The organism is Plantactinospora sp. CNZ320, assembly GCF_002846275.1.
Genome location: NZ_PJMP01000001.1, coordinates 529918 through 542192, shown reverse-complemented (window position 1 = coordinate 542192; position 12275 = coordinate 529918). Strand labels below are relative to the sequence as shown.

At 71.6% G+C, this 12275-nt stretch carries 10 protein-coding genes; 5 read left to right on the top strand and 5 right to left on the bottom strand.

Annotated features, from left to right (window positions below; translation table 11 throughout):
• The first annotated feature begins 9 nt into the window (after positions 1-9).
• The 3 genes from CLT71_RS02185 to CLT71_RS02175 all read left to right on the top strand — a co-directional run bounded on the left by CLT71_RS02185 (position 10) and on the right by CLT71_RS02175 (position 5142).
• Complete coding sequence (locus tag CLT71_RS02185) at positions 10-1110, top strand: NsdA family TPR-like regulatory protein (RefSeq protein WP_101365608.1); 1101 nt, start codon at positions 10-12, stop codon at positions 1108-1110.
• Positions 1107-1643: an NUDIX hydrolase gene (locus CLT71_RS02180; RefSeq protein WP_101365607.1), complete on the top strand. Its 537-nt coding sequence runs from the start codon at positions 1107-1109 to the stop codon at positions 1641-1643. Before CLT71_RS02185 ends, CLT71_RS02180 begins: the two co-directional genes overlap by 4 nt.
• 118 nt (positions 1644-1761) lie before the next feature.
• Positions 1762-5142: an ATP-binding protein gene (locus CLT71_RS02175; RefSeq protein ID WP_101365606.1), complete on the top strand. Its 3381-nt coding sequence runs from the start codon at positions 1762-1764 to the stop codon at positions 5140-5142.
• Between the two features lie 7 nt (positions 5143-5149).
• Here CLT71_RS02175 and CLT71_RS02170 read toward each other — a convergent pair whose 3' ends face one another.
• The 5 genes from CLT71_RS02170 to CLT71_RS02150 all read right to left on the bottom strand — a co-directional run bounded on the left by CLT71_RS02170 (position 5150) and on the right by CLT71_RS02150 (position 9179).
• A complete protein-coding gene (locus tag CLT71_RS02170) occupies positions 5150-6043 on the bottom strand; it encodes an ABC transporter ATP-binding protein (RefSeq protein ID WP_101365605.1) in 894 nt (297 codons plus the stop codon).
• A gap of 32 nt (positions 6044-6075) precedes the next feature.
• Entirely contained in the window at positions 6076-6876 is an 801-nt protein-coding gene (locus CLT71_RS02165) for a hypothetical protein (protein ID WP_143743337.1), read from the bottom strand.
• Positions 6873-7598: a hypothetical protein gene (locus tag CLT71_RS02160; protein WP_101365603.1), complete on the bottom strand. Its 726-nt coding sequence runs from the start codon at positions 7596-7598 to the stop codon at positions 6873-6875. The genes CLT71_RS02165 and CLT71_RS02160 overlap by 4 nt, the downstream gene beginning before the upstream one ends.
• A gap of 76 nt (positions 7599-7674) precedes the next feature.
• Positions 7675-8607, bottom strand: a complete 933-nt coding sequence (locus CLT71_RS02155; RefSeq protein WP_101365602.1) for a zf-HC2 domain-containing protein — start codon at positions 8605-8607, stop codon at positions 7675-7677.
• Positions 8604-9179, bottom strand: a complete 576-nt coding sequence (locus CLT71_RS02150; protein ID WP_101365601.1) for a sigma-70 family RNA polymerase sigma factor — start codon at positions 9177-9179, stop codon at positions 8604-8606. The genes CLT71_RS02155 and CLT71_RS02150 overlap by 4 nt, the downstream gene beginning before the upstream one ends.
• A 210-nt stretch (positions 9180-9389) precedes the next feature.
• On the opposite strand from CLT71_RS02150, the gene CLT71_RS02145 reads away from it, so the two are divergent.
• Both CLT71_RS02145 and CLT71_RS02140 read left to right on the top strand, forming a co-directional pair.
• Positions 9390-10691 (top strand): asparaginase, encoded by a 1302-nt coding sequence (locus tag CLT71_RS02145; RefSeq protein WP_199187478.1) that lies wholly within the window; start codon positions 9390-9392, stop codon positions 10689-10691.
• A gap of 202 nt (positions 10692-10893) precedes the next feature.
• A complete protein-coding gene (locus CLT71_RS02140) occupies positions 10894-12267 on the top strand; it encodes a TrpB-like pyridoxal phosphate-dependent enzyme (protein ID WP_101365600.1) in 1374 nt (457 codons plus the stop codon).
• Positions 12268-12275 lie beyond the last annotated feature (8 nt).

Sequence of the window (12275 nt, the reverse complement as noted above, 5' to 3'; positions counted from 1 at the left end):
GCTGGCTGGATGAACCTGTCTCAGGCTCAGCTCAGCCGTCTGGAGAACGGGCCAGGGCTACGCGACCTCGATCGGTTGGTCGATTGGGCGCTGCTGCTCGCCATGCCCGCGGAGATGCTGTGGTTCGCGCTGCCCAGCAGTGCGCCAGCGCAATCCCAGCCTGGACCGGACGGCATCGCGCTTCCCTTCGTGGACGCGCTCCGTACCGTCGATCGAGAGGTCGGCGGGGCGCACCTTTACGCGACAGTCGCCGCCCACCTCGCTCAGTATCCGTCCGCGCTTCCATCGACTGGCGCGAGTTCACGAGCGCGCCCCGGATCGGCATCTGTGGCGTCCCTTGCAGAGATGGCGGCCTGGATGGCGCTGGAGAGCGGCGCCAGGACGGTGGCCCACCGGCATCTGTCCTACGCCGTCGCCAACGCCGTCACCAGCGGCGACAGCCAACTGGCTGCCCAGTCCTTTGCGAGTCTCAGTCACTTCGCTCGCCAGGATGGCAACGCGCAGGATGCGGTGGCACACGCCGACGCCGGGCTGGTACATCTTCGGAATGGACCACCACACGGCCCGCTTGAGGCCCGACTACAGGCAGTCCGCGCATCCGGGTTGGCGGCAGGTGGCCGCCCCGTCGAGGCTGTAGCGGCGATCAGCGCCGCCGAGAGAGCATTCCAGGGCACATCTGTCCCCTCCTCACAATGGTTGAGCCCGTTCGACGAAGCATCCCTCGCCGCAGAGGCAGCCAGGTGTTTCCTTCAGGTAGGTGACTTCGCTGAGGGGGCTCGACAACTACACCAGGCCCTCGCGGGCCGCGAGCACGGTCGCCTCCGTAGCCGTGCTCTCGCCCAAATCACGCTGGCCACCGCCCTCCTTGGCCAAGGGCGGCCGGACGAGGCATGCGCTCTTGTCCGCGAGGTGCTCGCATACACGACGAGCCTCGGTTCGGCGGTACTCCTCGACCGGCTAAAGCATGTGGCGTTGTTACTCAGGTCCCACACCGAGTGCAGCGACGTTCCGGAGCTGATCGAGCGCCTTCGACAAGCAGTGCTCGACCGCTCGTGGATCGGCAGTACCGGGGCCTTGCACGAGCTGCCAGCCGTACGTCGGCCGCAATGACCAACGAGGAACGGCCACTGTACGAACGCGACCGGGCAGCCTGGCGTGAGCACCTCGCCGAGGGTAACGCCAGGCAGGCCCGGAAACGGGTCGGCGCAGACGCCCTCATTCGGAACGGCCGGGGTGAGGTCCTGTTGGTGGACCCGAGCTACAAACCAGATTGGGATCTCCCGGGCGGCATGGCCGAGCAGAACGAGCCACCGCACCAGGCCGCTGAGCGTGAACTGCGAGAAGAGTTGGGTCTCGAGCTTTCGCTCAACACGATCCTGGTGGTCGATTGGGTCGCGCCGCACGGCCCCTGGGACGACAGCCTCATGTTCGTCTTCGATGGCGGAATCCTCGATGACCGACAGGTCACTTCGCTTCACGTGGCGGATCCGGAGATCAGGGCATTCGAGTTCGTCCCTCTGGCGCGGGCAGCGACGTTACTCCGGCCGTACGTCTGGAAGCGGCTCGACCGGGCTCTGGCTGCCGTCAACGAAGGTACGGCGGGCTATCTGCGTACTTGGGTAAGCGACCGGTCGCCCGGATGACCATGTGCTGTGGAGGATGGGCGGTCACAGCCTGGCTCACCGGTGACCGCGTCGGCTGACGTATCCGTGACACCATCGGCGATTCCCGTCCGGCGGTCCGTTCGACAATGATGGCCCGGTGGCTGACACGTTCTCGTACACCGACGCCGTACGTCTGCTCGGCGGCGGGCAGAGCCGGGTCGTCGCCGCCCTGGACAACCTGGCCGGCGGGCTGCTGCTCGGCGGGTCGGTGCTGGCGCCTGGACTGCTCGCGCTCTTCGACGCCAAGGCGGAGTTCGCCCGGCTGAGCCGGGAACTCGTCGGCAAGGTCGGCGAGCAGTGGCACCGGTTGGGCAGGTACGACCGCACCGAGCGGTTGGCCGCCGCGCACTCGGTACTCGTGGTGACCGCCTTCTTCGAGGCGCTGGCCGAACTCGACCTGCCGGTCCCCTTCGCCGAACTGGAGTTGACCCGCGACGAGCAGTTGCTCCTCACCGGACACAGGATCGAGGGCTCCGTACGCTCGCCGCTCACCGCGTTGTTCGCCTCTCCGGTGCCTCGGCCGGCGCCGCACGAACCGTACGAGGTGTTCCGCGCCCGGCTCGCCCTGATGTACGACACTGTCGCGGTACGGCTGGGGGGTTTCCTGCCCGGTCTCGCTGCCTGGGAGCGGCTTCGCCACTCGGAGCGGGCAGCCTTCCAGAGAGGCGTGGAGCGCCTGCCCGAGCCGGCGATGCGCCGGTACGACGAACTGTTCGGGCGGCTCGCCGCCGACTTCCCCGAGGTGTCCTTCTGGGCACAGATCCGCGAGCACGAGGGCACCCGGGCCGAGGTGCGCGAGGTCCTGTCGGTGCTGCGCGACGCGCGGGCCGACGTACGGGAGTTGGGCATTTCGCTCGCCGGGCTGGAGCGGGCGCTCGCCCGGATCGCGGACGGCCGGACCGCCGCTGACCTGCCGGCGGCGCTGCGTCGCGCCTACACCGACACCCTCGACGAGTCCGTCGTCGAGTCCGGTGAGGTGCCGGACTGGCTCTCGGTGCCCACGCTCGGCCAGGCGTACGTGCCGCCGCTGTGTCGGGTCGCCGAACTGGTCGGCGACGAGGCGAAGCCCAGCGACGAGTGGTGGTGGTCGCAGCAGCCGGTCCGGGACGACCTGCCGGAGTTCCTGCTGGGTTACCTCACCTCGCCGCGAGCCACCCGGGCCCCGTTGCTGGTGCTGGGCCAGCCCGGCTCCGGCAAGTCCGTGCTAACCCGCACGCTCGCGGCCCGACTACCGGCCGCCGACTTCCTGGTGGTACGGGTCGAGCTGCGGAACGTGTCGGCCCTCACCGACCTCCAGGACCAGATCGAGCGCGCGGTCCGGGACGTCACAGGTCAACGGATGGACTGGCCGGCGCTGGCCGGAGCAGCCGGCGGCGCCCTGCCGGTGGTGCTGCTCGACGGCTTCGACGAGCTGTTGCAGGCCACCGGGATCAGCCAGACCGACTATCTCGACCGGGTGGCCCGGTTCCAGCGCCGGGAGGCTGTCCAGGGCCGGCCCGCCGTCGTCGTGGTGACCAGCCGGACCAGCGTCGCGGACCGGGCGGTGCCGCCGGACGGTACGGTCGCCGTCCGGCTGGAGCCGTTCGACGCCGAGCGGGTGTCGGCCTGGCTGGACGTGTGGAACGCAGTGAACGCCGAGAACTTCGCCCGGCGCGACGTGACACCGCTGGCACCCGACACCGTGCTCGCGCACGGGACGCTGGCCGAGCAGCCCCTGCTGCTGCTCATGCTCGCGCTCTACGACGCGGACGGCAACGCGCTGCGCGACGCCGGCCAGTTGCGCCGTGACGAGCTGTACGAGCGGCTGCTGGACCGGTTCGCCCGCCGCGAGGTGACCAAGCACCGGCCGGCACTGGACCGTTCGGAGCTGGACGCGGCGGTCTCCGCCGAGCTGTACCGGTTGTCGGTGGTGGCGTTCGCGCTCTTCAACCGGGGTGCACAGTGGGTCACCAAGAAGGAGTTGGACGACGACCTCGGCGCACTGCTCGGCCCGGCCCCGTCCAGCCCGCCCGACGAGCACCGGCGCGCCGCGCTGCGCCCGGCCGAGATCGTGCTCGGTCGGTTCTTCTTCGTGCACCGCTCCCGGGTGGCCGACAACGCGGCAGCCGGTGACGAGGAGCTGGAGACGTACGAGTTCCTGCACGCGACCTTCGGCGAGTATCTGGTGGCCCGCCTCGTCTGGCACGTCCTGGCTGGCATGGTGGCCGCTCGGCAGGCGGCGGCCGTCGCCCCCTTCGGGATGCCGTTCGGTGACCCACAGCCGGTGGACGACGGCCGGCTGCACGCGCTCACCTCGTGGGCCGCGCTCTGTGGCCGGGCGCCGGTGGTGGAGTTCCTGACCGGAATGATGTCCACTTTGGATCGGCAGCGCCGGGAGTGTCTGGTCGAGCTGCTGATCGGGCTGTTCCGGGCGGCCAACTGGGCGCGGGCAGAGCACCGGTTCGACAGGTACCAGCCCCGGCCGCTGCCGGTGCCGGCCCGGCATGCGGCGTACTCGGTCAACCTGTTGCTGCTCGCCGTCTGCGCCGCCGGCACGCTCCCCGGCAGCACCCTGTACGGCGCCGGCAGCAACGTCGTGCCATCCTGGCACCGGCACGTGTTGCTGTGGCGTTCGCAACTGCTCTCGGCCGACTGGACCAGTTTCGTCCGGACCATCGCGCTCGACCGGGTCGGCATAGGCGAGGCCCGGGACATCCAGCTGCGGCTGGCCGGACCAGACGAGACGCCGCCACCGATCGACCTCGGCTGGACGATGGGCCAGGCCTGGCCCGACCAGCAGCCGGAGCACATCCCCCGGGTTGTCACCTTCCGGTGGGGTGCCCGGGAGGTCAACCTGCTCTGCGGGATCGGCGAGGACATGACCCAACATGCCCTCGACCCGCTGGTCGCGCGCCAGCCCGACGCCCTCAGGCTGGCGCAAGTCGGATCCGCGGGGCGGTTGCGTTCCGAGGCGCACGAACTGGTCGACCTTCTGCTGACGCCGCTCTCCGGAGCCTCCCAGTCAGACCGTATCTCCGGCTACCAGCGGTGGCTCCAACTGTGCACCTTCCACCCCTCGGAGGCGCTGCCGCCGACACTGCTGCTGGAACGGCTCGCGGCCGACACCGAGCTGCTGGCGCCGGTCGCGGCCGCGATCCTCTCCAGCCTGACCGGGCAGGCAGGCGAGGGCTTCGTCCAGGCGCCCCCGCTGCCGCCCGAGCCGTACCTGCGCTGTGTCCGGGTGTGGCTGGGCCGGAACGAGGACGCTGACCGGGAGCTGGCCAGGCTCCTGCGGCACATCCTGCCCGACCTGTTGGCCGAACCGAATCGCCCCCGGCCGGGGACGCCGACCGCCGAGCATCTGCTGGCCGTCCTCGACGAACTGGAACGGCTGGACCTGCTCGACGAGGCCGCCGTGGACCCGACCATGCCACCGATCCTGCGGGCCATCGCCACGATGACCGGCGCCCCGGCCGGACCCACGCCACCCCCCGACTGACCGGAGGTCATCCGGTAGCGCTGGCGGCCGGTGACGCAGCGGTCTGCTGCATCAGTGCGACGTATCCGTCCTCAAGGGAGGGTGCGACCGGCGTTGCGTCGGGACTCGGCCGGGTCGGGCTGACCACCCGGTAGTGCGTACCGTCGGTCCGGCTGATCGCCGAGAGCACCACCCCCGACGGCGGTGGCGCTCCGGCGGCCGAGACCACCTCCCAGGTGGCACCCTCACCGAGCCGGATCAGGTCGGTGACCATCCCGGTGTAGACCACCCGACCGGCCGCCATCACCGCCGCGTGCTGACAGGTCTGCGCCACGTCCTCGACGATGTGCGTACTCAGCAGCACCGTACGATGCCCCGCCAGCCCGGCCAGCAGGGTCCGGAAGCGTACCCGCTCCTCGGGGTCCAGCCCGGCCGTCGGCTCGTCCACCACGATCAGGGCCGGGTCACCGAGCAACGCCTGCGCGATGCCGACCCGCCGCCGCATGCCACCGGAGAAACCCTTCATCCGCCGGCCAGCGACCTCGGTCAACGCCACCAGCTCCAGCAACTCGTCGACCTGCCGCCGCCGCGCCCGGGTGTCGTCGAGTCCCTTGAGCAGCCCGACGTAGTCCAGAAACTCCCGGGGCGACAGATCGGGATAGAGCCCGAGGTCCTGCGGCAGGTAGCCGAGCCGGCGTTGCACCGCCAACCGCCCCGCGCCGGTGGTCAGGTCGTGGCCGCCGACCCGCACCTGTCCACCGCCCGGTGGCAGTACTCCGGCGAGGATCCGCATCAGCGTGGTCTTGCCGGCGCCGTTCGCGCCGAGCAGGCCGTACATGCCGCCGGGGATGTCGAGGTCGACCGAGTGCAGCGCGGTGACCCGCCCGAACCGGCGGGTCAGACCGGTGGTCTGGATGTCCATGCGAGAGAAGCCTTTCGGAAGCGGAGGACGCGTCAGGCGGCGTGCCGGCGGCGGGACAGGACGGTGTGCGTCACCAGCAGGGGCACCAGGCCGAGCAGGACGAGCAGGGCGATGCTGAGCAGCGCGCTCGCGGCGTCCGGCTCGGGGCGCAGGAAGGAGAGCCAGCCGGGTACGCCGGCGAAGAACGCCAGCTCGCCGGAGAGCCAGCTCGCCTGGTAGTCGCCGATCGGTGTGATCAGCGTGCCGGTCAGCGAGGGCAGGAAGTCCGGGGCGAGCATGTTGCCCCAGAACCAGTACCCGACGAAGAGCACCCGGAACAGTGGCGCGGAGATCGCCAGCGGGCAGGTGAGGGCGAACCCGGCGACGAAGGCCAGTCCGGGCAGCATGATCAAGGCGAACGCCAGTACCGCCCAGCCGAGCATCAACGGGTCGTCCCGGTGCACGGTCTCGTATCCACCGGCGACCAGCATCACCAGCAGCGCCGGCAGCGCGGTCGCGGCGAGCCCGCCGAGATACTTCCCGGCCAGCAGCAGACCCGGCCGGACCGGCAGGCTCTCCAGCAGCGCGGCGGTGCCGAGCCGGCGGTCCCGGACCAGCCGGTCCGCCAGCACCATGCCGAGGCCGAGCGGCACCACGATGCCGAAGAGCAGCGCCCAGCCGGCCATCACCTCCGGCGCGGTGGCGTCCGCCGGCAGGTAGCGGGGTCCGCGCGGACCCTGGAAGAGCGCGATCACCGCCGCCAGGATCAGCGTCGCCAGCCACAGCGACCGCTTGCGGGCCTGCATCCGGAACTCGTACCGGCCGACCGCGAGCAGTTCCGACATCCCGTTCACTCCTCCTCCTCGGACAACAGCAGATGGGGCCGGCGCAGCAGCAGTGCGACAGCACCGGCGAGCAGCAGCCCGGTGAGGGTCAGCACCAGCCGGTTCGTCAGCCAGCCCTCCCCGGTCCCCACCCGACTGGTGGTGAAGAGGAAGAGCGGACGGGTCCAGTCGTGACCGACCATCGCCCCGGCGAGGATCTGCTCGCAGAGCCACAACCCGCCGACCGCGCTGGTGGCGAGTACGACACTGCGACCGAGTACGGCCAGCAGCACCGCCAGGGCGGCGAGCCAGATCGCCGGCGGCGCCCAGACCAGTACCGAGGCGAGCGGCCCCGGGCCGGTCCACCAGCCGGTGAGGCCGACCCCGGCGGAGTAGACAGGTGCGGAAAGCGCGGTGGCCAGCGCCAGTACGCCGAGCCGGCGGCCGAGCGTGTGGGCGTACCGGGTGGGCAGGGCCAGTTGCAGTTCACGGCAGTTGTCCCGGGCCACCAGGGTCACCGCGCTCATCGCCACGGCAAGCGGCAGTACGGCTTCCAGCCCGGTGAGCAGCAGGTCGCCGATCTGTCCTCGTCCGGCGCCGCCGTTGCCGGCGAGCAGGGCCATCGTCACCGCGACCAGCAGCGCCACCGGCGGCGTGGCGACGGCTGTCCAGCCGGCGCGCCGCGCCTCGTACCGCCACAGTTGGCGGGACTCGGCCCGCCGCAGTGGAACGTGCCAGGAATGTTGGGCCATCACGCAACTGGGTGGGTCGGCAGGACACCGGGGTTCACGGTGCGGCCGGTGACCCGGGCCACATTCCGGGCGCCGGTCACCGCCCGTAGGCGCGGCGCCCCACCCCGGCCGGCAGGTGCGGCAGCAGTGCCACCGTGCCGGCCATCAGCAGCACTGCCACCAGCAACAGTGGTGCGCTGGTCCGCCAGAGCGGTTCGACAAGCCGGTCCACCGTGCCGTCGAGGGCGCTGGAGCCGGCGAGCAGCCGGAGCACCCAGAGGCCCATGGCGACCCCGATCCCGACCGCCGGTCGCCAGAGCACCGAGAGTGCGAAGCTGACCGCCGAGAGCAGCGCCATCGGCCCGAGCCAGGCTGCGAAGAGGGCCGGTGGCGCCCCGGCGTCGAAGAAGACCAGGCCGAGGGAGGCGAGCGAGGCGGCGCCGAAGATCGCGCCGAGCACCAGGGTGAGCCGGGCCAGCAGGACCGCGCGTACCCCGGTGAGGCTCGCCGCGACCAGTTCGCCGGCCGGGTCGACGCCGCTGCCGCAGGCGCCGGCCACACCGAGGGCGGCGACCAGGGGTACCACGATGGCCAGGACCTGCTCGGACATCTCCGACGGCACCCAGCCGGCGAGGCCGGTGCCGGCCGCCAGCACCACGGCGGCGACCAGCCAGATCCGCCGGTCCACCAGGCGGCGCTGCGCGGCCAGGATCCGCGTCGCACGTCGCGCGGCAGCGCCGCCGAGCGGTGCCGCATACCGGGGTACGACCGGCGCGTGCCGGGGTACGTCCGACGTGCCGGCCACCGACCGGGCCGACGCGATCCGGGACAGCAGCGTGTCGCGCAGCCTGGCCGGCGGTGCGGCGACCGCCGCGACCCGGTCCCCGACGGCGACGGCCACCCGCTGCCAGGCCGCCAGTTCTGCGGCACAGCCGGGGCACTCCGCGACGTGTCGGGCCACCCCACCGGCCCGGTCGTCCGGAAGCGTGCCCGCGGCGAAGGCGGCCAGCAGATCACTCGGGTGGGTCATCGTCCCGCCTCCTGTCCGGAAAGCCCGACCGCCGCGGCGTTGTCGGGCAGCGCCCGGGCGAGCCCCGCCCGGGCGTGGAACAGCCGACTCTTCACGGTGCCGACCGGGATGCCGAGCACCTCGGCGATCTCGCCGTGCGCGAGTCCGGCGCCGAACGCGAGGTCCAGCACCTCCCGGTGTGCCGGAGCCAGCTCGGCCAGCGCGGCGGCCACCGCTCGGGCGTCGGCCCGGGCCAGCGCCACCGCCTCCGGTCCCGGCTCGCCGGCCGGTACGTCGGCGGCGGCCTCCATCGGCAGCGGCGCCGGCCGCCGTGCGGTCATCCGGCCCAGCGCCTGCCGCCGGCAGATGCCGAAGAGCCAGGTACGCACCGTGGACCGCCCCTCGAACGAGCCGGCCCCCCGCCAGATGGCCAGAAAGGTGTCCTGGAGCGCCTCCTCGGCCCGCCCACGGTCGCCGAGCAGCCCCTCGGCGTACGCCAGCAGCGGCTGGCCGTGCCGGTTGTACAGCTCCTCGAAGGCCCGCTGGTCACCGGCGGCCACCCGCTGCAACAGCCCGTGGTCGACGTCATCCATCCCGTCCTGGGTAGCCGGCCGACCCGCCCCGGTTCACGCCCCGGTACGGAATGTGCCGCTCGTCACAGCAGGCGTACGAGCGGGTGCGGTCCGAAAGGTGGCAACGAGAAATGATCTTGTAATGCCGAGGAAAACCCGAACTCGCACGATCGCGGTCATCCCCTCGTCCCGGCAACTGACACCCCCTCGTTCCCGCAACCGGAGGTCGCATTGTCCAGTCTTCCCGGCCGGCTCCGGCCGACCCCACGGCGGCTGACCGCCGTACTGGTTCCGGTCCTCACCGCGGCACTCACCGCCACCGTCGTCTCGGTCGTCAACCGCGCACCCGCGCCGACGGCGGTGGCGCTACCCCCGATCAGCGGCGCGGTCACCGGGGTCACCGGACCGACCGAGATCCGCAGCGTCGCGTACGCCCAGGCGGTGGCCGGGGCGAAGGCGAAGAAGCCCAGGGTGACCGTGATCGGCACCGGCGGCACCATCTCCGGCGTCGCCACCTCACGGAGCAGCTTCACCGACTACCGCTCCGGTCAGATCGCCGTCGCCGACCTGGTCGCCCGGCTCCAGCCGGAGATCGGCCAGGTCGCCGACGTCTCGACGGTGCAGTTCGGCAACAAGGGCTCCGGCGGCTACACCATCGCGGAGTTCCACGCCCTCACCCTGGCCGTCGAGTCGGCGCTGAAGAAGTCGGACGCGGTGGTGGTGACCAGTGGCACCGACACCATGGAGGAGTTCGCGTACTGGCTGGACCTGACCGTGCAGAGCCGCAAGCCGGTGGTGCTTACCGGTGCGATGCGGCCGTGGGCGGCGGTCACCCCGGACGGGCCGCAGGTGATCGGCGCCGACGGGCCGGCCAACCTCTACAACTCGATCGTGCTGGCGGCCAGCCAGTCCACCTACTGCTACGGCACCGTGCTGCTGCTCGGTGACGAGTTCCACGCCGCCCGGGACGTCACCAAGACCAGTTCCTACCGGATGGACACCTTTCAGTCCCGGGAACTGGGCGTACTCGGCTGGGTCGACGGGCCGAACATCAAGGTCGGCCGGGCACCGGCCCGGGTCGAGGAGTGCGACGCGAAGAAGCGCTGGCTGACCCCGTTCGACCTGTCGAAGATCGCCCCGACCTCGGTACCCCGGGTCGAGGTGGTCTACGGCTACCAGCAGGCCGGCGGGGAGGCGATCACCGCCTTCGCGGACGCCGGGGTGAAGGGCATCGTCACCGCCGGTACCGGTGCCGGCGGCATCTCCTCGGCGCAGAGCAGCGCCCGGAGCGCGGCGGCGGCGAAGGGAGTCGTCTTCGTCAGCACCACCCGGACCGGCTCCGGCTCCGTCTACGGCGGCAGCACCACCTCGCCGATCATCGCCGGGGACGACCTGCTGCCGCAGAAGGCCCGACTGCTGCTGATGCTCAGCCTCGCCTTCGCACCGGCCGACGTGGCCAAGGTGCGAACCTGGGTCACCACCCTCGGCAACCCGGAGTGGAACACCGCCCCCAAGGGCAGCCCGAAGGACTGACCGGGCTGCCGGCTGATGCCGGGCGGACGAGCGATCGCCGCAGTCCGCCCGGCACCCGACGGACGGGTTCCTCCGGCACTCGACCGGCGGGTCCGTCCGGCGCCCGGCAGCTTCGGCGGGGGCCGGGTCCGCGCCGCCGCGGTTCACGCCAGCGGTACGCGACCGTGGACATCACCGCCCCGGCCAGGTTCAATCCCTGAGCATGGGTGAGCCGAGCAAGATTCTGCTGGACGAGTCGGAGATGCCGCGTCGCTGGTACAACATCGTGCCCGACCTGCCCGCCGCGCCGCCCCCGGTGCTGCACCCGGGCACGCTGGCGCCGGTCGGGCCGGACGACCTGGCCCCGCTCTTTCCGATGGCGTTGATCGAGCAGGAGGTCACCGCCGAGCGCTACGTGGAGATCCCCGAGGACGTCCTGGACGTCTACCGGCTCTGGCGGCCGTCTCCGCTCTACCGGGCACACCGGCTGGAGCGGGCGCTCGGCACACCGGCCAAGATCTTCTACAAGTACGAGGGTGTGTCGCCGGCCGGCTCGCACAAGCCGAACACGGCGGTGCCGCAGGCGTACTACAACGCGGCGGCGGGGATCCGTCGACTGACCACCGAGACCGGTGCCGGTCAGTGGGGCACCGCCCTCGCCTTCGCCTGTTCGCAGTACGGCCTGGACTGCGAGGTGTGGCAGGTGCGCGCCTCCTACGACCAGAAGCCGTACCGGAAGATCATGATCGAGACGTTCGGCGGGACCATCCATCCGTCGCCCTCCGAACTCACCGCCGCCGGCCGGGCGGTACTGGCCGACCAGCCCGACTCGCCCGGCTCGCTGGGCATCGCGATCTCCGAGGCGGTCGAGGTGGCCGCCGGCAGCCCGGACACCAACTACGCGCTGGGCAGCGTGCTCAACCACGTACTGCTGCACCAGACGGTGATCGGTGAGGAGGCGATCGCCCAGTTCGGCAAGGTCGGGCTGACCCCGGACGTGATCGTCGGCTGCACCGGCGGTGGCTCCAACTTCGGCGGGCTGGCCTTCCCGTTCCTCCGGGAGAAGTTGGCCGGCCGGATGGACGTGACGATCCGGGCCGTCGAGCCGGCGAGCTGCCCGTCGCTGACCCGGGGCGTCTACGCGTACGACTTCGGCGACACCGCCGGGATGACCCCGCTGATGAAGATGCACACCCTCGGCCACGACTTCATCCCCGACCCGATCCACGCCGGTGGGCTGCGCTACCACGGCATGTCACCGCTGATCTCGCACATCTACGAGCTGGGGCTGATCGAGGCGGTGGCGAAGAACCAGCGGGAGTGCTTCGAGGCGGGGGTGCGCTTCGCGCGTACCGAAGGGATCGTGCCGGCCCCCGAGCCCACCCACGCGCTGGCCGCGTGCATCGAGGAGGCGTTGCGCTGCAAGGAGACCGGTGAGGAGAAGGTGATCCTGACCGCGCTCTGCGGGCACGGGCACCTGGACCTGGCCGCCTATGGCGCCTATCTCGCGGGCGACCTCACCGACCACGAGATCGCCGAGTCGCAGTTGCGGGCGGCCACCGCCGGGCTGCCGACGGTACCGGCCGGGTCGGCGTAGCGACGGTA

Excerpts from the sequence above, each read along its gene's own strand:
- CLT71_RS02185 (WP_101365608.1), top strand. The coding sequence starts at position 10 with ATGAACCTGTCTCAGGCTCAGCTCAGCCGTCTGGAGAACGGGCCAGGG.
- CLT71_RS02180 (WP_101365607.1), top strand. The coding sequence starts at position 1,107 with ATGACCAACGAGGAACGGCCACTGTACGAACGCGACCGGGCAGCCTGG.
- CLT71_RS02170 (WP_101365605.1), bottom strand. The coding sequence starts at position 6,043 with ATGGACATCCAGACCACCGGTCTGACCCGCCGGTTCGGGCGGGTCACC.
- CLT71_RS02160 (WP_101365603.1), bottom strand. The coding sequence starts at position 7,598 with ATGGCCCAACATTCCTGGCACGTTCCACTGCGGCGGGCCGAGTCCCGC.
- CLT71_RS02155 (WP_101365602.1), bottom strand. The coding sequence starts at position 8,607 with ATGACCCACCCGAGTGATCTGCTGGCCGCCTTCGCCGCGGGCACGCTT.
- CLT71_RS02150 (WP_101365601.1), bottom strand. The coding sequence starts at position 9,179 with ATGGATGACGTCGACCACGGGCTGTTGCAGCGGGTGGCCGCCGGTGAC.
- CLT71_RS02140 (WP_101365600.1), top strand. The coding sequence starts at position 10,894 with ATGGGTGAGCCGAGCAAGATTCTGCTGGACGAGTCGGAGATGCCGCGT.